Below are 24,289 nucleotides of genomic sequence, written 5' to 3'. Positions count from 1 at the left end.
CGGTCGGATCCTTCGAACACATCAGGCGGGGAACCAGTTGCGCGCGGGCAGGGACTGCACGACGGGGCCCGGGACCTGATCGTGGAGCCGGCCGACGACGTTGCCGCCTTCGATCTTGGCGGGGCGGTCATGCACCGGCAGCAGATAGCGCGAGTTGCTGAGGAGCTTTTTGATCGACGCTTTCTCGGCGCGCTTGCTGGTGCCGTGATTGCCGGTGGTGCGTGGCTCCGCGTCGTGGATCTCGTTGAAAGGCGTGACGATCTGGTCGTTGAAATCGTAGATCACGTCGCCACAGATGGTGGCGATGCCGTCGGCGGTCTCGACGATGATATTCATCGAGCCCTCGGTGTGGGCGTTGGCCGCGTCGCAATAGACGCCGGGCATGAGCTCGACGGGGCCGGTGATCTCCAGGTCGAGGAAACGCAGCGCGCTCTTGGTGTGCAGGCGGTCGATCAGATGCTTGATGTCGGGCGCGGGGTATTGCGGATGCATCAGGCCGGAGACGGAGTATTCGAGCTCCTTGCGGTTGACGACGACCGTCGTGTTCATCGGGAACAGATCGTCCTTTCCGGCGTGGTCGATGTGCAGATGCGTGTGACAGACGAAGCGCACGTCGCCCATACGCACGCCGTGGCGGGCAAGCTGGTTCTCGATCATGTGCTCGTGGTACTGCAAGCCGCGCATGCCCAGCGTCTCCATGATCTGGTTGGAGCGATAGCCGGTGTCGACCACGACCGGATATTTGCCGCCGAGGATCAGAAAGCCCAGCGTGAGGACGCGGCGGGTGCGACCGCAGTCGCGACCGAGCACCAGGAAGCTCGATTCCAGCTCGATATCGCCGTAGTCCAGGATCTTGATCTCCAGCGCCATTCGTTTCCCTCCCTGTTCCGTTTTCATCCATCAAAGCCGATAGACGCGCGTTGCGGTGCCTCTGAAGATCGCATCCCGTTGCTCGGGGTTCAGCCGGGCTGTCGCGGCACGAAATGCGTCGACGAGCTCGCGGTAGCTGGTCCACAATTTCTCGATCGGGAAATTGGAGCCGAACAGGCAGCGCTCGGCACCGAAGATCGCGACGGTGTCGGCGACCACGGCAGCGATATGCGCGGGGTCGTTGCGATGAATGAACGTGCCGAGCCCTGAGAGCTTCGAGACCACGTTCGGGCAGGTCGCGAGCCGGGCCATGCCGGCGCGCCAGGCGGCGCGTCCTGCCGGCGACGCGTCTTCGAGCATGCCGGCATGCTGAAGGATGAAAGTCACCTTGGGGCAGGAGTCCGCGAGTTCTGCGGCGTCCGGCATCTGCGGCGTGAACACCTGCAGGTCGAAACTCCAGCCGTAATCGGCGAGCCGCGCGACGTTGCGCCGGACCATGGGATCGATGCAGAGATCGGGCTTGGCGGCGAAGCGATAGAGCGGGTTCTCGTGCCAGTGCAGCTGCATCCGCACCCCGCGCACCAGCGGATAGCGCTTCAGGCGGTCTAACTGCGGGCGGACGTCGTCCACGGCGAAATCGGCGTAGGCAACGATCGCGTGCGGCCAGCCGTGCTTGTCGGCGATCTGCTGCACCCAGGCGGCTTCGTCTTCGAAACGGTCGTTGGCCCAATTGGTCTGGACGTAGACCGAGCGGGTGACGCCGCTACCCCTGAGGTCGTCGAGATATTCCTCGATCGGATAGTCGCGCCGAATGGCTTCGTAAGGTCCAAAGATGCGGGGCTGCATCGGGCCGACCAGCCAGGGCAGGTCGGCCTGCCGCCAGATATGATGATGGCCGTCGACAATCTCGGTCACGCAACTCTCCTTCGTCCCAATGCCAGTACATGCGCGACGATCGACGCGCTCGATCCGCCGTCGACGAGATCGTCGACGAAGCGCTCGATGGCGATGAGCGCCTCGGTTTGCGGGCGAAAGCCCGGGCCGGCCGCGAGGGGCGTCAGCCAGCTCACGCGCCAGGCTCGCCGCGACAGCCTTGCGACCGCGTCGCGCAACGCGTCCGGCGCGCCGCGCTCCAGTCCGTCCGAGACGACGACCACGGCCGCCCCGCGGGCGTACCCGCCGAAGCGGGGGACAGCGAGGAAGGCCTGCAGCGCATCGCCGATACGTGTACCGCCGTCCCAGTCGCTGACGAGATGGGCTGCCGCACTCAGCGCCTGCTCGCGTCGCTTCAGCCGCAGCGCACGGGTGACGCGGGTCAGCCGCGTGCCGAAGGTGAAGACCTCGACGTTCGGCGCCGCCTGCATCAGCGCATGGGCCAGCTTCATGTTGTCTTCAGTCCGGCTCTTCATCGAGCCGGAAACGTCGATCAGCAGCAGGAGCTTTCGCGGACGATGGCGACGCTTCATATGGCCGAGCCGCAAAATCTCGCCGTCGCTGCGGACAGAGTCGCGCAAGGTGCGGCGAAGATCAGCAAAGGGACCGCGGCGGGCCCGCATGCGGCGATGGCCACGCCGCCGCGGCAGCCGCCGGGGAGCCTCACGCGACAGGCGGCGAAGTGCATCTGTGGTGGAAAGCTGCGCGAAGCGGCGCTCAACCAGCGCCTCGGTGCGGGTCGCGGAGAGGCCGGATTCATTGGCGTCGTCGGAGAACAGCGGCTCCTCGTCGCCGCGGCCTTCCTCCTGCAGGCGGACGGTCTCGTCGTCCTCGCCATCGTCGGCGCGCTCCAGCGCTTCGCTGCCGCGGAAGTGGAGATCGAACAGGCGATCAAAACTCGCGCGACGTTCGGGCGGCGGGGCGAGGGTGGCCAGTGCCGCGTGCCTGATATCCCGGAGGTCGCGCGGGCCGAGCAGTTCGATCGCGGTGAGGAATGCGGTGGTCTGCTCCGGGGCGACGGCAAAGCCGTTGGCGCGCAACAACGCAACGAAGGAGACGAAGATGCGCGCGGCGCGCGGAAGCTCTGGCTCGGTGCTCATGCGGTTGCCTCCGCGAGCATGGCGTCGAGCCGGGGCGAGATGAAGTGCAGGTCCTCCTCATCCTTGAGTGCCACGCCGATCGAGCGCTTGAACGCGTCGGGCCAGCGCGCGCCGCCCTTGTGCAGGAGCGTTGCGGCCTCGGCCCAGTCGACGGCCTCGGCGATGCCGGGCGCCTTGCTGAGCGGCTCGCGACGGAGCTTGCCGACGGCTGCGACGACGGCGCGGGCGGTGGCCTCTGCAACGCTGGAGGCCCGCAGCATGATGATGCGCGCCTCGCGCTCTTCGGTGGGATAGTCGATCCAGTGATAGACACAGCGGCGGCGCAAGGCTTCGTGCAGATCGCGCGTGCGGTTCGACGTCAGCACGACGACGGGGCGTTCGGCGGCGCGTACCGTGCCACGCTCGGGGATCGAAATCTGGAAGTCGGACAAGAATTCGAGCAGGAAGGCTTCGAACTCCTGGTCGGCGCGGTCGATCTCGTCGATCAACAGCACCGTCGAGTCGGGCGCGCGCAACGCCGCCAGCATAGGACGCTCGATCAGGAACGTCTCGCCATAGATATCGATGCTCTCGTCGCCGGCCTGGCGGATCGCCAGCATCTGGCGCGGATAGTTCCATTCGTAGAGCGCGGCGGAGGCGTCGATACCCTCGTAGCATTGCAAGCGGATCAATCGGCGGCCGAGCACGGCGGCGATGGCTTTTGCCGCTTCCGTCTTGCCGACACCCGGCGCGCCCTCCAGCAGCAGCGGCTTGCCGAGCGCGAGGCCGAGATAGGCGGCGGTCGCGAGGCCCTCGTCGGCGAGGTAATAGGCCGCGCGCAACGCTCTCTCAAGCGCCTCCGGGCTGTCGATGCCGACGATGTTGCTGCGGACCGCCATCAACCGAAACCTCTAGCGCCGCGCCTGCGGCCGCGCGCCGCCCTGGGCTTTGATCGCGCGCAGCACTTTTTCCGGCGTAATCGGCAGATCGTCGATACGCACGCCGACCGCGTTGAAGATCGCGTTGGCAACCGCCGGCAGCACGGGGTTGGCGCACATCTCGCCGGGACCCTTGGCTCCGAATGGCCCATCAGGCGCGGGGCGCTCCAGCACGGCGATATCGTGCGGGCAGATATCGCCGGGGCCGGGCATCAGATATTCGACGAAATCGCGCGGGCCGTGTACGGGCTCGGGATAGTAAGGTTCGGGCGTTTCGTAGAGTGCATGGCTGACACCCATCCAGGCACCGCCGACCAGCTGTTGCTCGACCAGGCGTGGATTGAGGGCACGGCCGAGCTCGTAAGCGGAATCCATCCGCACCATCGCGACCTCGCCGGTCTCGTCGTCGACATCGACCTCGGCGACGAGGCAGGCGTGGGCGTAGCAGGTTGCGGGCGACATCTCGCCCGTCTCCGGATTCACTTCGGAGAGCGGCACCAGGAAGATGCCGCGGCCGGAGATGGTCTTGCCCTGCTTGAACTGCGCCGCGATCGCGACGTCCTTGGTCGAGATCGAGCGATGCGGCGCGCCCTTGACGTGGATGTTGCCGCGTCCGTCGGTTTCGAGATCGGCGGCGTTGACTTCCAGTTCCTCGGCGGCGGCTTCCATCATCACGCCGCGGGCCTCGCGGGCCGCCGCCATCACCGCGTTGCCGACGCGATGCGTCCCGCGTGAGGCGAACGAGCCCATGCAATGTGGGCCGGTGTCGGAATCCGCGGTGTCGACATAGACATCCTCGACCGGCACGCCCAGCGTCTCCGCGCAGATCTGCCGCGTCACCGATTTCATGCCCTGGCCGAGATCGATAGACGACAGCGCCACCGTGAACTTGCCGCTCGGGTTGGAATGCACCAGCGCCTGGCTGGGGTCGCCGCCAAGATTCATGCCGATGGGATAATTGATCGACGCGATGCCGCGTCCGCGGTGCCGGGCCATCTAGCGCCTCCTGGTGCCAAAGACGGAGGAGAAACGGGTCGCGCCATGCGACGGCGCAGTCGGCCGCGGCGCGGGCGGCGGAGGAGCCGGTGGTGGCGGCTCTCGCGGCGGTTCGCGCGTAACGCTCGGCGGCAACCGATCGTAGCTGGTGCGCTGCTGCGCCGGGGCGGTAGGCCGTGCGCGCGACGAATCCGTGGGGGTCGGCGGGATGACGGCGCGGCTACCGCCGCCGTCCTTGCGCGAGGAGGCCCGCTTGAACTCCTCGCGGAGCGGCCATTTTGCTTTTTCGGCCGCGACCTGGACGCATTCGATCAACGCGGTGTTCTTGGCTTCGCGCCGGTGCGCCTTCATGTCGCCGTCGCGATAGGCGTTGAGGATCCGGAACTCCATCGGATCCATGTTGATGATGTGAGCCAGCTTGTCCATCTGGCACTCGATGGCAAAGTCCATCGCGGTCACGCCGAAACCGCGCATGGCGGTCGCTGGCGTGCGGTTGGTGAAGACGCAATAGACGTCGCCATAGACGTTTGGAATGGTGTAGGGGCCCGGCAGATGCGCGGCGCATTTCACCGCGGCGTAGCTCGATAGCCGCGTATAGGCGCCGCTGTCGAAATAGGCGCGGATCTTGCGCGCGACGATGCGGCCGTCACGCATCACGCCATCCTTGATGTAGATGCGTTCGGCGCCGCGTGGCGGCCCATATTGCATCTCCTCCTCGCGTCCGAACACGTAGCGCACGGGCCGCCCGGTCAGCATCGCACCGAGGATGGCCAGCGGCTCGGTCAGCGTATCGACCTTGCCGCCAAAACCGCCGCCGACGGTGCCGCCGATGAAGTGGAAGGTGTTGGACGGCACGTCCAGGATCTTTGCGCAGGTGTCGACCGAAAAGAACAGCGCCTGCGTGGAGGTGTAGACGACATAACGGCCGTTGGTGTCCGGGGCTGCGATCGCGCCATTGGTCTCGGTCGGTGCATGCTCGATCGGCGACATCTGGTAGCGCTGCTCGAGCACGTGGTCGGCGGTCGCCAGCGCCGCGTCGGCGTCGCCGAAGCGCAGCCGCTGGTGGTCGTAGGTCTCGTGATAGGTGAAGGTGTTCTTGGGATAGGTCTCATTGACCACGGGCGCACCGGGCTTCAGCGCGTCCTCGACGTCGAACACGGCCGCGAGCGGTTCGTAATCGACCTTGACCTTGGCGATCGCTTCAAAGGCCTCGCGCTCGCTGTCGGCAACGATGGCGACGATCGGCTCGCCCTTGTAACGGACCTTGTTGACGGCAAGCGACGGCTCGTCGTCCTTGCCGAAATTGATCAGGCTCAAAAGCGTGTTGAGGTTCACCGGCACGTCGGCGCCGCGGATGATCCGGCGCACGCCGGACGAGCGCTCGGCCTCGGCCGTGTCGATGCGACGAATCCTCGCATGCGCCTGCGTCGAGCGGACGACTTTCAGATGCAGCATGCCCTGCAGCTTGTGGTCGTTGAAATAGCTGGACGTGCCCGTGACGTGACCGAGCATGTCCTGACGTTGCGTGCCTTTGCCGATCTCCTTCAGATTGTCGTCGCGCTCGTCGGCGAAGATGTCCTTGCGAAGTTCCAGCATGGTCGCGTTCCCTTAGGCGCTGACCCGGCCGCCAGCGGCGGCGAGGATGGCATTGATGATCGGCTCGTAGCCGGTGCAGCGGCAGATGTTGCCGGAGATGGCTTCAATGACCTCATCGCGGCTCGGCGAGGGATTGCGATCGAGCAGGGCTTTTGCGGCCATCAGCATGCCCGGCGTGCAATAGCCGCACTGAGCGGCAAATTGGTCGGCAAAGGCGCGCTGCAGCGGATGCAGGTTCGGGCCCTGCTTCATGCCGTCGAGCGTCTCGACGGAGCGGCCGGCGACGGTCTCCGCCAGCGTCAGGCAGGAGAGGTGAAGCTCGCCGTCGATCAGCACGCTGCAGGTGCCGCAGCCGCCCTGGCCGCAGCCGAATTTCGGCGTCATGTCGCCGATCAGCTCGCGCAGCGCGACTAGGAGATTGGTGCCGCCATCGACGAAGATCGCGACGTCGCGGCCGTTGTGTCGGAATTGCAGGGGAATTTTGGACATGACCGCTTATTCCTGTCCCGACAGCAGGCGGCGCAGGTGGACGCCGACGATCTCGCGGCGATACCAGGCGCTGCCGAGCGCGTTGTCGGATGGCGATGTTCCCTCGGTGGCGGCGGATGCGGCCGCCGCAATGGTCGCGGCGTCCAGCGAGCGGCCCTCCAGTGCCCGCTCGGCGGCGCGGGCGCGGATCTGGGTCGGTGCCATCGAACCCAATGCGATCCGCGCGCCCGCGATCCGGCCGCCGCTGATCGGTAGATGCGCAGCCAGCGTGATGACCGAGCCGCCCTTTGGCTTGATGCGGGCAATCTTGCGATAGCGGAATGCCTCGCTGCTTGCCGGCCGGGTGCAGGAGACCGACAAGACTAACGTTCCGGCCTGTCGCTCGCGCGCCTGCAAGAATTCTTCGATCGGGATATCCCGCGAGCCGAAGCCGCCTGCGACGGCCACGGTGGCATCGAGTGCCAGCAACGCGACGGTGAAATCGCCATAGGGATTTGGCGCGAAGAGATTGCCGCCGACGGTGCCCATGTTGCGCACGGCAGGGCCGCCGATCGAACGGGCGGGGGCGTGGAGGAAGCCGAGGTCGCGTTCGGCAAGGACGCGTGCGAAGGTGACGCCGGCGCCGAGCGTGATGCGCGGGCCGGAAGCATCGATCCGGGTTAGCGCCTGGTCCTGGGCGCGGACGACCGTCGAGATCGACACATCGCCCTCGTTCAGCGCCCGCATCACCAGCGTGCCGCCGCCGAGATATCGCGCGGTGCGGTCCGAGGACAGCGCGCCGGCCGCCTCGCTGGCACTGGCGAAAGTCTTCACTGTCACGGCCATCTAGGCGGCCTCCTTCAGATGCTGGCGGATTGCTTCGAACCCGGCCTGGTAAATGTCTTCGGCGACCATGTGGGTGATGCGGTCGCGGTCTTCGGGCTTGGTCGTGAATCGCGACTCCCAGTGCCAGAAGGTGCGGTCGCCGTCGGTGACCGGCAGCAGGCGGACATGCGCGACGTAGTTGAACATCGGGATCGGCGTATCGAGCAGGCAATAGCTGAAGCTCTGTTCGAGGTCGGACAGTGCCAGCAATTGCTCGCGCAGCTCGGCGCCATCCCTCAGTTTGAACCGCCTGACGCAACCGATCTTGTCGGAGGATTGCGCGCGCTCGATCGAGGAGGTCGCAACCGCGGGATGCCAGCGATCGTGCCCGTTGAAATCACGCAACATGGCCCACGCCGCATCGGTCGGCGCGTCCAGGATCGTGCTTTTGACGATATGCGGCACGGATCAACCTCCGAACACGCGCTTGAGTGCGTCAAACCCGCCCTGGAACACGCCGCCGCCGATGTTGCCGACGAGCTCGTTCTCGCGCTCCGGCGCGCAGTCGAACTCGGCAGTCCATTCCACAAAGGTCTGGTCGCCGTCGGTGACGGGCGTCAGCCGTAAGGTCGCAACGTAGTTCTCGACGCCCATCGGGGATTCCAGGATCGAGTAGGTGCAGAACATGTCGTAGTCGGACAGGCCCAACAGCTTCTCGCGGATGCGGTCGCCGTTGCGCAGACGGAAATCCCTCACACAACCGATCTTGTCCGAGGGCTCGCCGCCTTCAATGCGGCTCTCAGCAATCGCGGGATGCCAGTTGGGGAGGCCGTTGAAATCACGCACACGCGCCCAGACGCGATCGTTGCGCGCATTGACGACGGTGGAGACGTAGACGCGGGGCATGGATTTGACCTCAGCTCTTCTTCCGCGGACCGCGCTCGGCCGACGGCTCGCCACCGCCCTCAGCTGCAGGCGGCGACGCCGCCGGCTTGTCGCCGCCTCCGCCACTCTTGCGCGCGGACTCCTTGATGCCCTGCATGTCGCGGGCTTCGCGGATCAGGCCCGGCATTTTGGCGAGATTTCCGCCCTCGACGCCGATGTCGGCTAGGAGGGAGTCGATTAGTGGCGCCTGCACACGGTAGCGCAGCGCCGAGTCGATCACCTCGTCGGTGGCGCTGCGGCCGCCATTGCCCCCGCCGCCGTTGCCGTTGAGGCCGTCGACCTGGAGGATGCGGATGCCCTCGATCTTCTCCATCGGCTTGACGCTCTCGCGCACGATGCCCTCGATGCGGTCGAGCAGTTTTCGGCGGAACAGCGAGTAGCGCGCCTGATCGGTGAGCACGTTCTCGGCCTCGTTGAGCATCCGCTGCGCCTCGGCCTCGACAGCCGCGCGGATACGTTCGGCCTCGGCGGCAATTCGCGTCTCCTCGGCCTGTTTCTCCGCGATCATGACTTCGACCGTCCTGCGACGCTTTGCGATCTCGCTCTCGCGCGCCGTGATGACGCGTTCGGTCGCTTCGGTGGCCCGCATCCGCGCCTCCTCAGCCATCGCCTTGGCGGCGGACTCTTCGAGCGACTTCTGATGGATCGCGATTGCCTTCTCCATCAGGACCGTCTCGACCTCCTTCTCACGATTGACCTCGAGCTTGCGCAACTCGCGCTCTCGGCCGATTCGGGCCTCGTCGAGGCCGCGGTCGGAGGCGATGCGTGCGCGCTCGACCTCCTCGCGGGAGGCGATCTCGGCCTCCTGGAGCGACTGAACCCGGGCGACCTCGAGCTGCTCGATCGCACGGCGGCGTTCCAGGCGGGCGGCTTCCAGCGCCTGCTCGCGGGAGACGTCGGTGGTCTCGACCTCCTTGCGAGCAACGATCTCGGCCTGCCGGACCTGGCGGTCGGCATCGATCCGCTCGGATTTCTTGGCGGAGAGGGCGATGACGCGGTCCTCATCAGCGATCTCGATCGCCTTCTTCTGCTCGATATTGAGCACCTCGCGCTTCTTCGAGGAGTTGATCCGTTCGGCCTCCAGCGCGAGATCGACCACGATGCGCTGGCGCTCGATGGCGTCGCGCCGCTTCAACTCGGCGGCTTCCAGAATGCCGGTGCGTTCGATTTCGAGCGAGCGGGTGTCGCGCTCGGCCTGGATACGCTCGGCGGCGACGGTCTTCTCCTGCGCGATACGGGCTGCCTCGATCGCCTCGCGCGAGGCGATGTCGGCCTCCTCGACGGCGCGGTTGCGAGCGATCTCCAGGGAGCGGACACGTTCCTCCTGCGCGATGCGGGAGGCCTCGGTGGTCTCACGCGCTGCAATGCCGGCAACTTCGAGGCTCTGGTTGCGCTCGATTTCGAGCTGCCGCGTGTTTTGCTCGGCGGCGATGCGCTCGGCGGCGAGCGTCCGTTCGCGGGCGATGCGGGCAGCCTCCACGGCGCGCTGCGCCTCGATTTCAGCTTCCTGGATCGAGCGCACCTGCTGGATCTCCAGTGCGCGGGTGCGCTCGTCCGAGGAGATGCGCTCGACATTGACGATCAGCGTCTGGGCGATGCGCGCCTTCTCGGTGGCTTCGCGGGCCGCGATCTCGGCCTCGTCGACGGCGCGGGTGCGCTCGATCTCGCGGCGCCGCGTCTCCTCTTCATTGGCGATGCGGGCATCGGTGACGACGCGGTCCTGCTGAATCCGGGCCTTCTCGATCGCCTCGCGTGCCGCGATTTCGGCTTCTTCGACCGTGCGCATCCGCTCGATCTCGTGCTGGCGGACCTCGCGTTCCGACGCGATGCGTGTCGTGTCGATCGAGCGCTGGTTGGCGATCCGGGTCTTCTCGATATCCTCGCGGGCGAGCAGTTCCTTCTCTTCGATGGTGCGGGTGCGCTCGATCTCCTTCTGGCGCGTCTCGCGCTCGGAAGCGATACGGGCCTCGGCAATCGCCTGATCGTTGGCGATCCGGGAGCGTTCGATCGCCTCGCGCGCCGAGATCTGGGCCTGCTCGGCCTCGGTTTCGCGCAGCGCTCGTTCGCGGGCGACTTCGGTGCGCTGAAGCGCGCGGCGCATCTCGATATCGCGTTCCTGCTCCAGCCGCGCGGTCTCGCTCTCGCGCTCGATCTCGAGCGCCTGACGCTCGGCTTCCAGATTGCGGGTGCGGATCTTGATCATCGAGTCCTGCTCGATGTCGTTGCGCAACTTGCGCCTGGCCTCGATGTCCTCCATCAGCCGGGTCAAGCCTTCGGCGTCGAAGCGGTTCGAGGGATTGAAGAATTCGAGATCGGTCTGGTCGAGATCGGTGATGGCGACGGATTCGAGCTCGAGGCCGTTCTGGGCGAGCGCTTCGGCGGCATTGGTCTTGACGCGTGTGACATAGTCGCCGCGGCGTTCGTGCATCTCTTCGAGGGTCATTTCGGATGCGACCGATCGGATCGCGGAAATGAACTTGCCGGCCAGCAGCGCGTGGAGCTGTTCCGGCTCCATGGTGCGGCGGCCGAGCGTCGCGGCGGCGATCGAGACGGCTTCGCGGGTGGCCTGGACCCGGACGTAGAAGTCGGCCTCGATGTCGACGCGCATGCGGTCGCGGGTGATCACGGCGTCCTGCCGCGAACGCACGATGCCCATCGGCAGCACGTTCATGTTCACAGGCGTGTAGTCGTGGATGAACGGCAGCACGAAGGCACCGCCGTTGATCACCACGCGCTCGCCGAGGAAGCCGGTCCGGACGAACGACACCTCCTTGGAGGAGCGGTGATACAGCCAGTTGACGATGTAGACGCCAACCACGATCACGATAACAGCGACGATCAGCCAGAGGATGAACTCGCCGACCAGGATCCCTGACATGTTTCCCTCCCTCAATCTGACAGGCGTTAGGGCGCGCCAATCGCCTTGAATTTGCGTACCTGTTCCGTCAAAGCCCGCTCTACCGGCAGCCGCTCCATCGAGGAGGCGCCGTAGAAGCCGTGGCAGTAACGGGTGTTCTTCATGATGAAATCGGCATCCGCCGGATCCGCGATCGGGCCGCCATGAGCGAGCACGAGGATGTCCGGGTTGACGCTGAGCGCGGCCGACGCCCAAATGTCGATGCGCGCCGGACAGTCCTTGAGCTTGGGCGCGGTCTGCGCGCCGATCGTACCGCCGGTGGTGAGCCCGAGATGGCAGACGATGATGTCGGCGCCGGCGATGGCCATCGCGGCGGCTTCCTTCTCGCTGAAGACATAAGGCGTCGTCAGCAAATCCTTCTCGCGTGCCTTGGCGATCATGTCGATCTCCAGCGCGTAGGACATGCCGGTTTCCTCGAGGTTCGCGCGGAACACGCCGTCGATCAGGCCGACGGTCGGAAAGTTCTGCACGCCGGCGAAGCCGAGCGACTTGAGCTGGTCGAGGAACACATCCATGTCGCGGAATGGATCGGTGCCGTTGACGCCGGCGAGCACCGGCGTCTTGCTGACGACGGGCAACACTTCACCGGCCATCTCAAGCACGATGGCGTTAGCGTCGCCATAGGGCATGAGGCCTGCGAGCGAGCCGCGACCCGCCATGCGATAGCGGCCGGAATTGTAGATCACGATGAGATCGACGCCGCCGGCTTCCTCGCATTTGGCCGACAGGCCGGTACCGGCACCGCCGCCGACGATCGGCTCGCCGCGCTTCGCCATCTCACGAAACCGTTTCAACAGGGTCGCGCGTTCAAACCGGGCCATCGGTCACCTCGCTAGTCTCCGGCGCGCCCCGGCGCGTCCGAACAATGTTCGGAACGCAGCTGTGATGGTCGAGGCGAACTCGGGATCGTTGATGTTCTGCTTGACGCGGATCAGTTGGCGGTTGCCTGTCGAACGTACCGTGCGCTCCAGCGCGCGGAACAGGGCGGCGTCGGCCTCTGGGTCCCAAAACGGCTGGCTGCGGGCATCGAGCGCGGAGACGCCGCCCTCGGGCAGGAAGAAGCGCACGGGTCCGTCCATCTGGTTGAGCCGTTCGCCGATCCAGCGGCCCATGCGCTCATTCTCCTCCACTGTCGTCCGCATCAAGGTCACCTGCGGATTGTGGACGTGGAATTTGCGGCCGCGATAGCGCTCGGGGATGGTGTCGGGGGCGCCGAAATTGACCATGTCGAGGGCGCCGACCGAGCCGACATAGGGCAGGCGGCTGCGAATGACGGCACCGAAGCGGTCCTCCGTCGCGGGAAATACGCCGCCCATCAGGAGGTCACAGATCTCGGTGGTCGTGAGATCGATGACGCCGGCGATCTGGCCGGAGTCGACCAGCTTCTCCATCGAACGGCCGCCGACGCCGGTGGCGTGGAAGACGAGGCATTCAAAGTCGTCGCGCAGATCGGCTGCGATCTTCTGCACAGCCGGCGTGGTGACGCCGAACATGGTGATTCCGACTGACGGCAGTCCGGCGCTCGCCGCTCGCTCCTTGGCCTCGCGCTGATCGAGCCGGGCCTTGACCATGCCGGTGATCGCATTGGCGCCATTCGACAGCACACCGCGCGAGATCGAATTGAGGCCCTGCACGTCGGTGACCGAGTACATCATGGTGATGTCGGCAGGGCCGACATAGGGCGCGACGTCGCCGGAGGCGACCGAGGAGATGATCAGTTTTGGCACGCCGACGGGGAGGGTGCGCATGCCCGGCGCGACCAGTGATGCTGCACCCGAGCCGCCGGCGGAAATCACGCCGGCAACATTGCCCTGCCGCTTGATCCAGTTGGCGAACGCGTCGGCCATTGCGGTGACTGCAGTACCGCGGTCCGGGCCGAACACGGCCGAGCCGCCGCGGCCGTGGTTCAGCGCGATTTCCTGCGCGGAGACATCGCAGGTTGCATGCTTGCCGCTGGTGGAGACGTCGACGAGACGTGTGCGCAGGCCGCTTTCGGCAATGATGTCGCGGATGAAGCGCAACTCCGTGCCTTTGGTGTCGATCGTGCCGACGACCAACACGACCGGCGGTCCGGAGGTTTGCGCCGTCACCGGCTCTCGCTTGCGCCGTGCGGTTTCGTCGAGGCGCGCGACCTGCGTCGAGAGCGTACGTGCAGCGGCCTCGATGCGTCCGATCGGGACCGGCTGCGACCACCGTGTCGGCGGTGTCGGATTGGAGATGTAGATCCGGATCGGTCCGCCGGTACGCGTCGGTTGCGGGAGCGGCTTCATTTCACCGCCGGCGGTGGACCCATCGATGTCGGGTTCGAGCTCGGCGTGGAGCCCGACGCCGAGCAGGCGCTGCTGCAGCCCGCGATCGGCGGACAGCCGGCCAGAGTCGATGATGCGGTTGATGCGGCCGTTGACCATGATCGCGACATTGCGCGAGACCGCGGTGGCGACGCCGATGTTCTGCTCGATTACGAGCACGGACATGTCGCCGTCCTCGCCGAGCTGCAGCAGCATTTCCTCGACCTGGGCGACGATGACGGGCGCAAGCCCTTCGGTCGGCTCGTCCATGATCAGCAACTGCGGATTGGTCAGCAGCGCACGCGAGATTGCGAGCATCTGCTGCTCGCCTCCGGAGAGTTGGCCGCCGCCATGGTCCTTGCGCTCGGCGAGCCGCGGAAACGTGTCGTAGATGCGCTCGACGGTCCAGGCGCCGGAGCGTATGCCCCCGGCGAGCCGCAGATGTTCGTCGACGCTCAGCGAGCGCCACAGCCGGCGTCCTTGCGGCACATAGCCGACGCCGAGCCGCGCGATATGCGCGGGTGGCCGCCGTGTGATGTCCTCGCCGCGGACGCGGATCGAGCCGCCGCTGACCGACACCAGGCCCATGATCGCCTTGCACAGCGTGGTCTTGCCCATGCCGTTGCGGCCGACGACCGAGAAGACGCCGGTGTCGAGCGAAAGGTCGACGCCCTGCAGCGCGTGTGAATGGCCGTAATAGACGTCGAGGCCTCGGACCTCGAGCGCTGCGGCGGAGCGGCGGACCTCATTCATGGCCGCCTCCGAGATAAAGCTCCTGCACCTCGGGGTCGGACTGGATCTCCTCCGGCACGCCTTCCTTGAAGATGCGGCCGTTATGCATCATCGTGACGCTCTCGACGACGCGCAGCGCCACGTCCATATCGTGCTCGATGACGATGTAGCCGATATGCGCCGGCAGCGAGGTCAGGATCTCGACTAGTTCGGCCCGTTCAGTCGGTGAGAGACCGGCGGCAGGTTCGTCGAACAGCACGAAGCGCGGCGCGCCGGCGAGCGCCAGCGCGATTTCGAGCTGGCGCTGCTGGCCATGTGCGAGCTCGGCGACGCGCTGATCCTTCACCGCGGTGAGGTGCACGGCCTGCACGAGACCGTCGGCCGCGTGCATCAGCGCATCGTTCTGGCCGGGACGCAGGAACGAGAACCGTCCGCGCGAGACGCCACGGCAGGCGAGGTAGACATTGTCCTGCACCGTGAGGCCGGGGAACAGTGCGGAGATCTGATAGGTCCGCCGCAACCCGCGGCGGATACGTTCATAGGGCGGGAAGTGCGTCACGTCCTCGCCGAAGAAGCGGATCGTGCCCGATGTCGGCGGAAAGTCGCCGGTGATGCAGTTGAACAGCGTGGTCTTGCCGGCGCCGTTGGAGCCGAGCACGGCGCGCCGCTCGCCGGGCCGCACGGTGATGGTGACGTCGGTCAGCGCCGCCAGCGCGCCGAACAGCCGGGTGACACCGCGGAGCTCGAGGGCCGCGCCGGCGCCGACGGCGGAGAGGCGCTGGGCGACGCTATCCATGGCCGCGCCCTCCGCCCGGGCGATCTGACGAGGGACGTTGGCTCTGGCGCCAGCGTTGCCACAGGCCGATCACGCCATCTGACGACCAGAACACGATGGCGAGGAAGCCAAGTCCGATCAGCAGCCGGAAACGGTTGCCGTCGAGTCCGATCTTGACCAGGAAATCCAGCGCGAAGGTGCGCAGGAGCACGAACACCAGTGCACCGATGTAGGGGCCGACCGGCCGGGTGATGCCGCCGACGACAGCAATGATGAGGATATCGATGCAGGCGCCGACACTGACCGAGCCGGGCGAGATCTGGCGATAATTCCAGACCTGGAGCACGCCCGCGAGCCCGGCGATGAAGGACGCGACCGCATAAGCGGCGACGCGGTGGGCATTGACGTTGAAGCCGAGCGCGGCCATGCGGCGCGGATTGTCGCGCACGCCCTGGAGCGCGAGCCCGAACGGCGCCCGGGAGATGTAGTCGACCGCAAAATAGCAGAGCGCGGCGACTGCAAGCACGATGTAATAGAAGGGGATGTCGGCGCGCCAGTTGACGCCCCAGAAGCGCGGCGTCCCGACGTTGTTGATGCCGGTGTGGCCGTTGAAGATCGCCCAGTTCTGGTTGGTGAAGTAGTAGAAGGCTGCGCCGATCGCGAGCGTGATCATGATGGTGTAGATGCCCTCGGTGCGCACCGCGAGTGCGCCGCCGAGCGTGCCGAAGATGGTTGCGAGTGTCAGCGCCATCGGTACCGCCAGCCACCACGGCCAGCCCAGGCTGATATTGGCGTTGTCGCTGGTGCCGAACACCGCGACCATGTAGGCGCAGAAGCCTGCGATGGTGAGCTGCATCAGGCTGACCATGCCGCCGTAACCTGCCAGGAACATCAAGCTGAGCGCGATGGTGCCGAGGATCAGCGTGGTCGCGAAGATCTCGATCAGGAAGAAGCCGTTGGCGATCAGCGGCATGATCAGGAGGATGACCGCCACGATCCAGGCCGCGGGATTGTTGACGTCGGGCCAGCCGCGTACGGCCGGCCGCTGTGCCGTCGGGGCGGGCTTGTGAATCTGGACGCGGGCATCGTGGGTGACGGACATGTCAGCGCCTCGCGAGCAGGCCCTGCGGCCGAAGCGCCAGCACCAGCACCATGATCAGGAACGTCACGACGATGGCATAGGTCGGGATGTAGACCGAGCCGAGTTGCTCGGCGAGGCCGATGATCAGCGCGCCGAGCGCGGCGCCTGGTATCGAGCCCATGCCGCCGACGATCACGACCACGAGGGATGCGAGCAGGAAACGGATGTCCTCACCGGGGGAGAGTGACTGGAAGGTGCCGCCCACGACGCCTGCGATGCCGGCAAGCCCGGCGCCGAGCGCGAAGACCAGCACGAAGACGATCTGGATGCGCACGCCAGTCGCGGCAAGGATGTCACGATCGTCGACACCGGCGCGGATGATCATGCCGATCCGGGTGCGGTTGAGCGCGAGCCACATCGCGATGCCGATGATCACGGAGGCCAGGAAGATCACAAGCCGCACCAGCGGATAGCGCAGATAGACCGGTTCGCCCGAGGATTTCACCGCGGTGATCAGTGGCAGCTCGATGGGGCCGATCAGCCAGTTCGGGGTCTGGATCTGATAGAAGTCGCCGCCGCAGGCCCACAGCATGAGATCGGCGAACACGATCGAAAGCCCGATCGTCACCATGGTCTGGCGCAGATCCTGGCCCTCCATGCGGCGGAACACCAGAACCTGAAGCAGGACGCCGACCAGCGCCGTCAGGATGAAGGCAACGATGAAGGACAGGATCCAGGAGCCGGTCGAGGCGCTGATGGCGTAGCCGACATAGCCGCCGAACAGATAGAGCGAGCCGTGCGCGAGGTTGACGTTGCGCATCAGGCCGAAGATCAGCGTGAAGCCGCTGGCGACGAGGAAATAGAGACCGCCGAGCGTGATGCCGTTGAAGACCGCGTTGAGGAACACGCGCTTGCGACCGATCGCCTCTTCAAGCCCCAGGGGCCATACGGCGAAGATCAGCCACAGCGCGACTGCGACGGCGATGATGACAATCAGCGCCCATGCCGGATGGCGTTCGACAAAGCGGGTCATGATCGCCGCTCCATCGTCACGTCCCTCCAACCCTCTGCGTTCAAGCGAGGTGAGGGGGCACGCAGACCGTTGCCGGCCGCAAGCCCTGCCATGAACATGCGCTCCCTATCGACCGCGATCCTCTAGTCGGGATCGCGTTCTGCGCATCCTAATGGGACGCACGGGAGGGCATTTGATCGTGAGTATCTTTTCGCGCGTTCGTCAGCCGCGCAAAACCTTGGCCGCGCGGCGATAATCGGTCGGCGCCATCCCGACATTGGCGGCGAAGAAACGGGTGAACCCGCTCTGCGAGGAGAAGCCGAGATCGAAGCCGATATCGGCGATCGGCGCTTCGCTCGCCACCAGCGCCTCCAGCGCCTGCTCCATCATCAGCGTGTTGAGATAGAGGTGAGGGGTAACGCCGGTCTGGGTGCGGAACAGCCGGTAGAAATGCGGTCGCGACAGGCCGGATTCGCGCGCGATGGTATCGAGCTCGATCTCGGCGCCGGGGCTCTCCGACATCATCTTGATGCACTTGCGAACGCGAAAATCGGTGACGGAGCCATTCGCGCGCGGATCCCGCGTGAGCTCGGCCTGCTGCCAGCTTTCGTCGTAGCAGATGTCGATCAGGCTTCTCAGCTCGCCATCGAGGCTATTCAGCGAGGGTGCGCCGCACACAAGGGCCGCTGCGTGCCGGATATGCTTGTCCAGTGCGACCGATCGCGCGAACTGGGTGCGTCCGAAGCGCAGGCGGTCGGCGCCGGGCGCATCGGGCGCGAACCACTCCGCATTGACATAGAGCACGAAGAAGACCGCGCCGCCGTCGAGATCAGACGGGAGGAAATTATGCGGCTCCCACGGATTGACCGCGACGACGGAGCCTTCGGTGAGCTCGTAACGTCCATCGTTGACATCGATACATGCGGGACGGCCCCCGACATGGAAGATCAAATGACCTTCGCGATGTGCGTGGATGTTGAAGGGGCGGTTCAACTGATAGACCGTCGCCCGGCCGAAGCGGCCGTGGAAGACGGCGAGCGCCCGGCTCATGCCTTCTCTCCCGGAAGCTTTTGTCTTTTTTGATAGCGTTCAACAACCGGGGAGAGAATGCAAGGGCGCACGTGTCGCGCTCTTCGCAAATCTCTCCCCGATCAGTCATGGCGTCGCTGATGCGACTACGTCAGTACTTCTTACATTCCGGTACTGTACGGCTTGGCAAGCCGATCTTGGCGAACACGGCGGGGTCGTAGCCCAGCGTCTGGTTCACGTTCGGGATCACCTTCACGACCTTCGAGAACAACGCGCCCTTGCCGTCGTCGACGACTTCGGTGACGAAGTTGGTGCCGATCGCCTGACGGTTGGCGTCGAGCTTGATCTTGCCGTTGGGCGCATCGAGCTCGATCTTCGCCAGCGCGGCCTTGTACTTGGACTGGTTGTCGCTGAGATCGCCGTTGACCTGACGCAGCGCCAGAATCAGCGCCATGGTCGAGCCGTAATAATTGGTGGCGAGCAGCGACGGACTCGGGAACCGCTTGTTCGGTGGGAAGGCGTCCTGGTAGTCCTTCACGAACTTCTGCCAACCCGGATCCTCCCAGGTATCGGCCTGACCGCTCGCGGCGAGCGTGCCGACCAGCGCGTTCTTGGCGTTGCCCTTGGACGACAAAATGGTCTGGTCGATCATGATCGAGCCGCCCATCAGATGGGCCTTGCCGCCCGCCTGCTGGTACTGGTTGAGGAAGTTGACGGCGTCGGCGCCGCCGAGGCCGAGATAGATCGCGTCGACGTCGTCAGGCAGCGCGGCGATGACCGAGGCAAAATCCTTGGTGCCGAGTGGCACCCATTGCCGGTTGGTGACCTGTCCGCCGGCGCCGCAGAATTCGAGCACGAGGCCGAACACCTGGGTGTAGATGAAGGAATAGTCCTCGCCGACGGTCGCGATCTTTCGATACTTCTTTTCGTCATAGGCATATTTGCCGAGGCCGACCTGCCACTGCGCGCCGTCCATGTTGTAGCGGAAGAAGTTCGGGGCTGGATCGACATAGGTCGTTTCCTGCGCGCCGGAGGCGGCGTTGATGAAGGTCAGCTCGGGATGGGTCTTGGCAAAATTCTTGACCGCGATGCCCTCGTCGCCTGACAGCGGAGACAGCAGGATCTGCACCTTGTCCTGCTCAATCAGCTTGCGCACGGCGCGAACCGCGGAATCGGGCGTCGCATTGGTCGAGGCAATGACGAATTCGAGTTCCTTGTCGCCGACCTTCTTGCCGAGCACGTTGAGTGCGGTCTGGAAGCCGCGGATGCCGTCCTCGCCGAGCACGGTGTAGGTGCCTTCGAGCGTCGCGGTGACGCCGACCTTGATCTTCTCCTGCGCGAAGGCCGTGCCCGACAACAACAGGCTGCTCAACGCGATCAGTCCTAGACTGCCTTTCAACATTGCTCTCCTCCCTGGGACGTTCTTGTCGCTGTTTTTCGCCGCGCTCTCGCGCGTCCGCCGCGCGGTGCGACGGTTTTGCAAGACCAACGGTTCTTGAGGTGGAGGCTAACCGAACTCGGATACGACGCACGGGTGGGAGCCCTGTGCGGCTTAACAGGCAGTCTCATTTTGAATGGTGCGTCGCAAATCGTTCCGCGGTGCAACGTCGCGCGCCGACGTCGTGATCAGCATCGTCGCCCATCGTTCATGCAGTCACGGCAGCGCGTGGTCTCGGCGACCCGCCGCGATCAAGATGCTGCTCTGCGCTCGGTCGCTTGGGGCAACCGCAACCAGCACGTGCACGGTCAATCCGGCAAACCGAAATCTTCGAGGTGCCGGCCGAGTTCGCCACCTGGGAGCGACCGAGGGCCGACCGGAGGCAGCGCTCAATTCAGCCGGCGACAACACGCGATCGGCCATTGACAGGTCGCCCGAGGTGATAGAATTATAACAAGATAAGTTGCAAAAATAACAATATGTCACCATCGTACCAGCGTCTCGCAGGGCGACGGGAGGAAAGTTTGGAATTGTCCGGTTCGGGTACAGCAGAGCCAGGGACGTCGACCTCGCTTGTGATGGTCAGTGGCATCAACAAGCGTTTTGGCGGCGTGCGGGCGCTACGCGACGTCAACCTCGAGGTCCGTGCCGGCGAGGTACATGCGCTGCTGGGCGAGAACGGCGCGGGAAAATCCACGCTGATCAAGATCCTCAGTGGTGTGCATGCCCTCGACAGCGGCACGATCGAGATCGCCGGCAGGCCGGTGGAATTCGACAGCCCGGCGAAGTCGCGCGAGGCGGGGATCGCCGTCGTCTATCAGGACCTCAGCCTCGTCGAATCCCTGAGCGTCGCGGACAATCTGTTGCTCGGCCGTGAGCCACGCGCTGCGCTAGGCTTTGTCCGCCAGCGCGCGCTGATGGCGAGGGCCGAGGCGTTCCTCAACGAGCTCGGCATTCCCCTGGATACCAAAGCGACTGTCGGCTCGCTGCCTTTCGCCTATCGCCAGATGACGGAGATCGCCAAGGCCTTGATGGGCGAGGTCCGGCTTCTGATCCTCGATGAGCCGACCTCCTCGCTGACATCGGATGAGGTTCGGATTCTGTTCGATGCGATCGGGAAGGCGACGCGTCGCGGCGTCGGCGTGATCTATGTGACCCACCGGCTCAACGAGGTGTTCGAGATCTCGCAGCGCGTCACGGTGCTGCGTGACGGCGCCAATGCGGGCACGTTTGTGACCGCCGAGACCGACATGAAGCGGCTGGTGAACGCGATCGTCGGAACCGATCGATCCGCGCCCACCGGCCCGCGGTCCGAACCTGTCGCGAAGCGCGACGTGGATCCGTCGTCGGTTTTGGCGTTGTCGGACGTGTCCAACGACCGGCTCCGCGCCGTCGATCTGTCCGTGCTGAAGGGTGAGATCCACGGCCTCGCCGGATTGATCGGCAGCGGACGCACGGAGATTCTGGAGACGGTGTTCGGTCTCCGGCCGATCGAAAGCGGCGCGATCGAGATCGAGGGCCGGCGATGGCTGCCGGGAGGGCCCGCCGATGCGATCGAGCAGGGTATCGCGCTGGTGCCGGAAGACCGGCACGTGCAGGGCCTGGTCCTGGATCATTCGATCGAACGCAACGTCACCTTGCCGCGGATTCCCCATTTCTCGCGCTGGGGCTGGATGCAGCAACGCGCTGCGGCGAAGCGCGCGGAAACCGCGGTTGCCAGGCTTTCGGTGAAAGCGCCGGGCGCGTTCAGCCTGGTGAGGACGCTCTCCGGCGGCAACCAGCAAAAGGTCGTGTTCGGAAAATGGAATGATCCGCGGCCGCGCGTGCTGCTCCTGGATGAACCGACGGTCGGCGTCGACGTCGGCGCACGCGAGGAAATCTATGCCGTGATCCGGAATGCCGTCCGCGACGGCAGCGGAGTCCTGGTCGTCTCGTCCGACCTCGTCGAATTGATCGAGCTCTGCGACCGGATCTCCGTGATCGTCGACGGCCGTGTGGCGCGCACGCTGTCGCGCGGCGAGATCGATGATGCCGAAGAGCTGCATCATCTCCTCCAGATGTACCAGGCCTCCGGGCCAGGCCACTTGCAAGAGCTTCCCGCATGACCGAACTGACTGCTCCCAACATGGTCGCCGCGTCGACCCGATCCGATCGCCGCCGCAGGATTCTTCAGAATCTGCTGCGGGGCGAGCGGCCGTACATGCTGTACATCGCCTTCGTGATCCTGCTGGTGGTGTTCAGCCTGTCCTCGCCATGGTTCCTCTCGGTCGATAATTTCCTGAACATCGGGCGCCAGACCACGCTGGTGTCGATCATCGCGGTCGGCATGACCTTCATCATCATCGCGCGACAGATCGATCTGTCGGTTGCCTCGACGTTGGCGCTATCGGGCATGGCGGCCGCGCTCGCGATGAGCCAAATCAACAACAGCTGGATCGTGGGTGCCGTGGCCGGCCTCGGCACCGGCGCGCTGGTCGGGCTGATCAACGGCATCCTGACGACGCAGCTGTCGATCCCGTCGTTCCTTGTGACGCTCGGCTCGCTGAGCATGGCGCGGGGACTGGCGATGATGGTGACCAACACCAAGCCTGTCATCATCACCAACGAGACCTATTTCGCGATCTTCGGCGAAGGCACGTTCCTCGGCATACCGGTTCCGATCGCCTGGACATTGGCGGCGATGATCGTCGGCATCCTGCTGCTGCATTATAACGTGTTCGGCCGGCGCATTTATGCGGTCGGCGGCAATCCGACCGCGGCGCTCTACTCCGGCATCAACACCAAACGGATCACGACGGCGGCCTTTGTTCTGACCGGCACGCTCGCCGGATTGGCGGCGCTGGTGCTGTCGGCGCGTTCACATGCCGCGCGGCCAGATGTCGTGCAGGGCATGGAGCTCGACGTCATCGCCGCTGTGATCCTTGGCGGTTGCAGCCTGTTCGGCGGGCGCGGCTACATCCTGGGAACGCTGTTCGGCAGCCTGATCATCGGCACGCTCAACAATGGACTCGTTCTGCTCGGCGTGAGCTCGCCGATGCAGCTCGTGATCAAGGGCGCGATCATCGTTGCCGCGGTTGCTTTCACAAAACGCTAGTCGAAGTCAGGCGCAGCGCATGACCAACAAGTTCATTGCGCGGCGCGGGTAGGGGCAAGGTCGCTGGCCCTCCGGTGAATCGGCGACCAAAAAATGGAGGAAACAATGAAGCCAATCTTGCGACAGACCTTGCCTTTGACTGCGTTGGCGGCCGCTGCCGCCCTTTCGATGATCCCGTCGGCTCGCGCCGAAGTGCCCGCGACCTGCGTCAAGGGTGTCGATCTCGCCAAGCTCGGGCCGAAGTCGATCGTCGGCCAGGGACCCCACGGCGAGAAGGCGGCTTCCCCCGAGGTGCTCGCGCTGTCGGAGGCGGATGCCGCGAAGATCAAGGAGAAGAACTTCAAGGTCGGCATCTCCATGCAGACGGTCAACCTCGACTGGTCGCAGCTCCAGATCCAGGGCATCACCGATACGCTGAAGAAGTACGGCGTGACGGTGACGGGCGTCGCATCCGCCGAATATCAGGTGGACAAGCAGATCGCCGATATCGAGAACACCATCCAGCAGCATCCGGACGGAATCATCTCGATCCCGGTCGATTTCACCGCAACTGCCCCGACCTACAAGAAGATCGCCAAGGCCGGCATCAAGCTCGTGCTGATGGACAGCATCCCGACCGGCCTGAAGCATCCCGAGGAATACGCGACGATGGTCTCGGCGGACAGCCAGGGCAACGGTCAGATCGCGGCGCAGATCCTGGCGTCCTGCATGCCGCAGGGCGGCACCATCGGTCTCGTCAATTTCGGTGTCGACTATTTCAGCACCAACGAGCGCACCAAGGGCGTGCGGGAGTGGATGAAGGCGAACCGGCCCGACATCAAGATGAAGCAGGTCGACTTCACCGATCCGCCGAAGGTCTCGCAGATCGCGGGCGACTTCCTGACCGGCAATCCGGACGTCAAGGGACTCTACGCGGTGTGGGATCAGCCGGCACTCGATACGCTGAGCTCGATGCGCGCCCAGGGCATCGATATTCCCATGACGACGGTCGACCTCGGCCTGCAATCGGCCATCGAGATCGCCAAGGGCGGTCCGCTGAAGGCGACCGGCTCGCAGCGTCCTTATGATCAGGGCGTCGCCGAGGCGATGGCGATGATGAATGCGCTGCTGGGCAAGGAAACGCCCGGCTGGGTCGGTGTGCAGTCGCTGCCGGTGACGCAGTCGAATGTGCTGGAGTCCTACAAGACCGTGTTCAAGAAGGATCCGCCGGCCGAACTGACCGATGCCTGCAACAAGGCGAAGCCCGCCTGCAACTAGCCTGCAATAGCGATGC

At 65.2% G+C, this 24,289-nt stretch carries 21 protein-coding genes; 3 read left to right on the top strand and 18 right to left on the bottom strand.

The features are described 5' to 3' along the window. Positions 1–21 precede the first annotated feature (21 nt). From QA645_RS28360 to QA645_RS28275, 18 genes are all read right to left on the bottom strand, one after another. Positions 22–870 (bottom strand): N-acyl homoserine lactonase family protein, encoded by an 849-nt coding sequence (locus QA645_RS28360; protein WP_254130399.1) that lies wholly within the window; start codon positions 868–870, stop codon positions 22–24. A gap of 30 nt (positions 871–900) precedes the next feature. Further along, complete coding sequence (locus tag QA645_RS28355) at positions 901–1,785, bottom strand: amidohydrolase family protein (RefSeq protein WP_283044754.1); 885 nt, start codon at positions 1,783–1,785, stop codon at positions 901–903. Beyond that, positions 1,782–2,903, bottom strand: a complete 1,122-nt coding sequence (locus QA645_RS28350; protein ID WP_283044753.1) for a VWA domain-containing protein — start codon at positions 2,901–2,903, stop codon at positions 1,782–1,784. The genes QA645_RS28355 and QA645_RS28350 overlap by 4 nt, the downstream gene beginning before the upstream one ends. After that, positions 2,900–3,781 (bottom strand): MoxR family ATPase, encoded by an 882-nt coding sequence (locus QA645_RS28345; protein WP_254192926.1) that lies wholly within the window; start codon positions 3,779–3,781, stop codon positions 2,900–2,902. The genes QA645_RS28350 and QA645_RS28345 overlap by 4 nt, the downstream gene beginning before the upstream one ends. Positions 3,782–3,793: 12 nt before the next feature. Beyond that, positions 3,794–4,816 (bottom strand): molybdopterin cofactor-binding domain-containing protein, encoded by a 1,023-nt coding sequence (locus tag QA645_RS28340; RefSeq protein WP_254130403.1) that lies wholly within the window; start codon positions 4,814–4,816, stop codon positions 3,794–3,796. Further along, the gene (locus QA645_RS28335; RefSeq protein ID WP_283044752.1) at positions 4,817–6,412 is read right to left on the bottom strand and encodes a molybdopterin cofactor-binding domain-containing protein; all 1,596 of its coding nucleotides are present in this window, start codon (positions 6,410–6,412) and stop codon (positions 4,817–4,819) included. A 12-nt stretch (positions 6,413–6,424) separates the two neighbouring features. Then, a complete protein-coding gene (locus QA645_RS28330; protein WP_254130405.1) occupies positions 6,425–6,901 on the bottom strand; it encodes a (2Fe-2S)-binding protein in 477 nt (158 codons plus the stop codon). Between the two features lie 6 nt (positions 6,902–6,907). Then, positions 6,908–7,726, bottom strand: coding sequence for an FAD binding domain-containing protein (locus QA645_RS28325; protein ID WP_254192928.1), 819 nt, complete (start codon positions 7,724–7,726; stop codon positions 6,908–6,910). Continuing rightward, on the bottom strand, positions 7,727–8,170 hold the full coding sequence (locus QA645_RS28320) for an SRPBCC family protein (RefSeq protein WP_283044751.1): 444 nt from the start codon (positions 8,168–8,170) through the stop codon (positions 7,727–7,729). It lies immediately after the preceding gene. Between the two features lie 3 nt (positions 8,171–8,173). After that, positions 8,174–8,611 (bottom strand): SRPBCC family protein, encoded by a 438-nt coding sequence (locus QA645_RS28315; RefSeq protein ID WP_283044750.1) that lies wholly within the window; start codon positions 8,609–8,611, stop codon positions 8,174–8,176. Positions 8,612–8,621: 10 nt separating this feature from the next. After that, a complete protein-coding gene (locus QA645_RS28310; protein ID WP_283044749.1) occupies positions 8,622–11,528 on the bottom strand; it encodes a flotillin family protein in 2,907 nt (968 codons plus the stop codon). Between the two features lie 26 nt (positions 11,529–11,554). Further along, positions 11,555–12,388: a phosphoenolpyruvate hydrolase family protein gene (locus tag QA645_RS28305; RefSeq protein ID WP_283044748.1), complete on the bottom strand. Its 834-nt coding sequence runs from the start codon at positions 12,386–12,388 to the stop codon at positions 11,555–11,557. Positions 12,389–12,391: 3 nt separating this feature from the next. Continuing rightward, positions 12,392–14,608: an ABC transporter permease gene (locus QA645_RS28300; protein ID WP_283044747.1), complete on the bottom strand. Its 2,217-nt coding sequence runs from the start codon at positions 14,606–14,608 to the stop codon at positions 12,392–12,394. Then, positions 14,601–15,383: an ABC transporter ATP-binding protein gene (locus QA645_RS28295; protein ID WP_283044746.1), complete on the bottom strand. Its 783-nt coding sequence runs from the start codon at positions 15,381–15,383 to the stop codon at positions 14,601–14,603. Before QA645_RS28295 ends, QA645_RS28300 begins: the two co-directional genes overlap by 8 nt. Beyond that, on the bottom strand, positions 15,376–16,464 hold the full coding sequence (locus QA645_RS28290) for a branched-chain amino acid ABC transporter permease (RefSeq protein WP_283044745.1): 1,089 nt from the start codon (positions 16,462–16,464) through the stop codon (positions 15,376–15,378). The genes QA645_RS28295 and QA645_RS28290 overlap by 8 nt, the downstream gene beginning before the upstream one ends. A gap of 1 nt (position 16,465) precedes the next feature. Next, positions 16,466–17,476: a branched-chain amino acid ABC transporter permease gene (locus QA645_RS28285; RefSeq protein ID WP_283044744.1), complete on the bottom strand. Its 1,011-nt coding sequence runs from the start codon at positions 17,474–17,476 to the stop codon at positions 16,466–16,468. Between the two features lie 201 nt (positions 17,477–17,677). Further along, positions 17,678–18,505 (bottom strand): AraC family transcriptional regulator, encoded by an 828-nt coding sequence (locus QA645_RS28280; protein ID WP_254192934.1) that lies wholly within the window; start codon positions 18,503–18,505, stop codon positions 17,678–17,680. 130 nt (positions 18,506–18,635) lie between these two features. Then, entirely contained in the window at positions 18,636–19,886 is a 1,251-nt protein-coding gene (locus tag QA645_RS28275; RefSeq protein WP_283044743.1) for an ABC transporter substrate-binding protein, read from the bottom strand. 560 nt (positions 19,887–20,446) lie between these two features. Here QA645_RS28275 and QA645_RS28270 point away from each other — a divergent pair. The 3 genes from QA645_RS28270 to QA645_RS28260 all read left to right on the top strand — a co-directional run bounded on the left by QA645_RS28270 (position 20,447) and on the right by QA645_RS28260 (position 24,273). Further along, complete coding sequence (locus QA645_RS28270; RefSeq protein WP_254192935.1) at positions 20,447–22,027, top strand: sugar ABC transporter ATP-binding protein; 1,581 nt, start codon at positions 20,447–20,449, stop codon at positions 22,025–22,027. Then, the gene (locus tag QA645_RS28265; protein ID WP_254130415.1) at positions 22,024–23,016 is read left to right on the top strand and encodes an ABC transporter permease; all 993 of its coding nucleotides are present in this window, start codon (positions 22,024–22,026) and stop codon (positions 23,014–23,016) included. Before QA645_RS28270 ends, QA645_RS28265 begins: the two co-directional genes overlap by 4 nt. 105 nt (positions 23,017–23,121) lie before the next feature. After that, the gene (locus QA645_RS28260; RefSeq protein ID WP_254130416.1) at positions 23,122–24,273 is read left to right on the top strand and encodes a substrate-binding domain-containing protein; all 1,152 of its coding nucleotides are present in this window, start codon (positions 23,122–23,124) and stop codon (positions 24,271–24,273) included. Positions 24,274–24,289: the final 16 nt, after the last annotated feature.

Origin of the sequence: Bradyrhizobium sp. CIAT3101 (assembly GCF_029714945.1) — a bacterium.
Classification (GTDB): Bacteria; Pseudomonadota; Alphaproteobacteria; order Rhizobiales; family Xanthobacteraceae; genus Bradyrhizobium.
Note: the sequence above shows the minus strand (reverse complement) of the source record. Positions and strands in the feature narration are given on the sequence as shown.

Coding starts and splice junctions, on each gene's coding strand:
- QA645_RS28315 (WP_283044750.1), bottom strand. CDS start 8,611: ATGCCCCGCGTCTACGTCTCCACCGTCGTCAATGCGCGCAACGATCGC.
- QA645_RS28285 (WP_283044744.1), bottom strand. CDS start 17,476: ATGACCCGCTTTGTCGAACGCCATCCGGCATGGGCGCTGATTGTCATC.
- QA645_RS28305 (WP_283044748.1), bottom strand. CDS start 12,388: ATGGCCCGGTTTGAACGCGCGACCCTGTTGAAACGGTTTCGTGAGATG.
- QA645_RS28350 (WP_283044753.1), bottom strand. CDS start 2,903: ATGAGCACCGAGCCAGAGCTTCCGCGCGCCGCGCGCATCTTCGTCTCC.
- QA645_RS28275 (WP_283044743.1), bottom strand. CDS start 19,886: ATGTTGAAAGGCAGTCTAGGACTGATCGCGTTGAGCAGCCTGTTGTTG.
- QA645_RS28325 (WP_254192928.1), bottom strand. CDS start 7,726: ATGGCCGTGACAGTGAAGACTTTCGCCAGTGCCAGCGAGGCGGCCGGC.
- QA645_RS28295 (WP_283044746.1), bottom strand. CDS start 15,383: ATGGATAGCGTCGCCCAGCGCCTCTCCGCCGTCGGCGCCGGCGCGGCC.
- QA645_RS28260 (WP_254130416.1), top strand. CDS start 23,122: ATGAAGCCAATCTTGCGACAGACCTTGCCTTTGACTGCGTTGGCGGCC.
- QA645_RS28340 (WP_254130403.1), bottom strand. CDS start 4,816: ATGGCCCGGCACCGCGGACGCGGCATCGCGTCGATCAATTATCCCATC.
- QA645_RS28345 (WP_254192926.1), bottom strand. CDS start 3,781: ATGGCGGTCCGCAGCAACATCGTCGGCATCGACAGCCCGGAGGCGCTT.
- QA645_RS28280 (WP_254192934.1), bottom strand. CDS start 18,505: ATGAGCCGGGCGCTCGCCGTCTTCCACGGCCGCTTCGGCCGGGCGACG.
- QA645_RS28335 (WP_283044752.1), bottom strand. CDS start 6,412: ATGCTGGAACTTCGCAAGGACATCTTCGCCGACGAGCGCGACGACAAT.
- QA645_RS28310 (WP_283044749.1), bottom strand. CDS start 11,528: ATGTCAGGGATCCTGGTCGGCGAGTTCATCCTCTGGCTGATCGTCGCT.
- QA645_RS28330 (WP_254130405.1), bottom strand. CDS start 6,901: ATGTCCAAAATTCCCCTGCAATTCCGACACAACGGCCGCGACGTCGCG.
- QA645_RS28300 (WP_283044747.1), bottom strand. CDS start 14,608: ATGAATGAGGTCCGCCGCTCCGCCGCAGCGCTCGAGGTCCGAGGCCTC.
- QA645_RS28360 (WP_254130399.1), bottom strand. CDS start 870: ATGGCGCTGGAGATCAAGATCCTGGACTACGGCGATATCGAGCTGGAA.
- QA645_RS28290 (WP_283044745.1), bottom strand. CDS start 16,464: ATGTCCGTCACCCACGATGCCCGCGTCCAGATTCACAAGCCCGCCCCG.
- QA645_RS28265 (WP_254130415.1), top strand. CDS start 22,024: ATGACCGAACTGACTGCTCCCAACATGGTCGCCGCGTCGACCCGATCC.